Annotated in this window: 2 protein-coding genes; one reads left to right on the plus strand and one right to left on the minus strand. The window is 67.7% G+C overall.

Annotated elements, in window-relative coordinates; translation table 11 throughout:
• On the plus strand, positions 1–864 hold an 864-nt coding region (locus tag RMO85_RS09810; protein ID WP_310528545.1), incomplete at its 5' end, for a site-specific integrase.
• 328 nt (positions 865–1,192) lie between these two features.
• Here the strand turns inward: RMO85_RS09810 and RMO85_RS09815 are convergent.
• A complete protein-coding gene (locus RMO85_RS09815) occupies positions 1,193–2,335 on the minus strand; it encodes an NAD(P)/FAD-dependent oxidoreductase (protein ID WP_310528546.1) in 1,143 nt (380 codons plus the stop codon).
• Between the last annotated feature and the right edge of the window lie 164 nt (positions 2,336–2,499).

Here is a 2,499-nt window from a genome sequence, read left to right on the forward strand (position 1 = left end):
GGATGGGGCTCGCCACCTCGACCGTCGCCCGCTACGCCACTGGGTGAACACCATCTTCCTGGCCGCGCTGGACGAAGGGATGAACGCCCGAAACCCGGCGAACTCGAAGCACTCCGGCCGGCCTCGGGGCGAGACGGCGAAGCGGGTCAAGCCGTCGTCATCTGGAACGTCGAGCAACTCACCTCCTTCTGCGACTGGGCCCTCGCCGACGACGAGCCCTGGGCGCGCGCCTGGATCCTTTTGAGCCGGACGGGACTACGCTCCGGCGAGATCCTGGCCCTGCGGTGGGGTGACATCGACTTCAACAAGAGCGAGATGCGCATCGAACGCGCCCTCCACTACGACGAGACTCTCCCGGTTGGTGAGCGCTACGTCATCGGATCGGTCAAAGGCGGACGGCCGCGCACCGTGTCTTTCGACCGGACCTGTGCGTCCATCCTTGACGACTGGCGAAAGGTCCTGCCCGTGCTTCTGGCCGGTGGCGGTGGAAACGTCACTCCCCTGGTCGGCCTGCGTGCCCACGATCCGGTCTTCCCTTCACTGCCCGGCCGCGCCGCAACCCAGTCGGCCCTACACGGGGCGTTTCTACGGGTGCAAGAGCACTACCGGGAGGCCCATCCCGAGCGCGACCTCCCGCGCCTGACCGTCCACGAACTCCGACACACCCACGCCTCGTTGCTCTTCGAGGCCGGCCAGTCGGTCAAGGTCGTCCAGGAACGCCTCGGTCACGCGAGCGCGCAGGTCACGCTCAACACCTATGCGCATCTTCTCCACGACGCGCAGAGCCGCGCGGCGGCCGCGCTCGACGATCTCCTGGGCGGAGGTGCGACGATGGCCGGCCAACGTCGAGAACCTGGGACTTGAACCCGAAGCCTCTGGACGTGATCAGAGGCCTGTCCCGGACTACTTCAACTCTCGGGTTCCCTTGGAAAACCTCGGGTTCTTGAGGAGATTCCCCATCGGACGCCTTCAACTGTATCCGAACGCCTTGGAACAGTTGTCTGGCGTTTCCGATGACCTTTCGATGACGTGCCGAATCCGAACTCCGACGTGGCCGAGTCCCGCCGGCCTTGTCTGACCGTGTCGACCGGTGAGGGGCCCTCGGAGACACGGCGCCGCGAAACCAGCGTCACACCGCCCAGAGTGACGCGGGCTTGAGGTCGCGAAAGCTCTCTGCAGCGGGCGCCAGTCGCTAGAGGGAGATGACGCGCGCGGCGATGTGTCGAGCGTCGGCCGCGTGACGGCGCAGCGTGCCCTCGACCGCAGGGCGGAAGCCGGCGAAGAAGAGTCCCGGGGCAGATGCCGGCGGGCCTGGGAGCGGTGCGTGTGGGCGTCCGCGCGCATCGAGCACGCCGAGGTGTGCCACGAGCGTCTCAAGCCCGCATCGGAAGCCTGTCGCCAAGATCACCACGTCCGCCTCCACGAGCGTGCCGTCCGCTACCTGAACGCCCTGGGGAGCCCAGCCGACTGCGGCCGGAACCACACGGGCTCGTCCGTCGCGGAGCGCTTGGACGAAGCCGCTGTCGATGGCGACCGTGACACCGGTCGCGGCGAACCGGGTGTAGACACCTACCTTCGAGCGGGGCACGCCGAACCGCTCGAGGTCGCCGGTCGTCATCCGCGCGGTCGTACTCGCCATCATGTCCCTCGCACGCAAAGGAAGCCGCCTCGTCGCGACCGCCAACGCTTGGAGGGGGATCCCGAGGTGCTCGCGCGGCAGAATGGTTGGCGGGGTTCTCATGGCGATCGTGACGTCTGCGTTCATGCGCGCGAGGTGCCCGGCGATGTCGATCCCGGAGTTGCCAGCACCGACCACGACTACGCGTCGACCGGCCAGGTCGGCCAGCCTGCCGAGGTCGGCCACATGTCGCACCTCACCCTCGTAGGAAGCGCGGTCGGGCCAGTCGGGCATGCGCGGCGACCCGTCGTTCCCGGTGGCGATGACCACGTTCGGGGCGACGAGCTCACCCGCGTCGGTCTCGACAGTCCAACCGCGGACTGGTTCGCGCAGGACACGCAGCGCAGTCACCCCGGTGCGCGGAGGTGTCCGAAGACTGATCGCGGTCGACTGGAGGAAGTCCACGTAGTCATCGAGAGAAGGCCACCTCCCGGCAGAGCGTGGGATCCGCCTGCCGGGCAATCCGGAAGTCGAGCGCGTCGTGTTGAGCCTCAGCTCGGCGTATCGCGCTCGCCACGACGCCGCGACGGTGGCCCGCTCGAGAACGACGACCTCACCTGACTCCTGGAACCGCCGCTCCAACCGGAGCGCCGTCGCCAGGCCGGCAGGCCCTGCGCCGACGACTATGACGCGCGGCGCCGCTGCGTTTGGGCACATGCAGTCACGCTAGGACCGCATGCTCGGCTAAGCCAGCACCCGTAGAAGCAAGAGTCCAGGGAGGTGTCCCCGAACAAGTCCTGCGTCACGCCTCCTGCGATAGCCAGGTCGTGATCGAGCGCACCAACGTGGCCAGCGTGCACATTCATGGCTGGATCGATCAG

This window comes from Nocardioides sp. (genome assembly GCF_031422975.1).
Lineage (GTDB): Bacteria > Actinomycetota > Actinomycetes > Propionibacteriales > Nocardioidaceae > Nocardioides.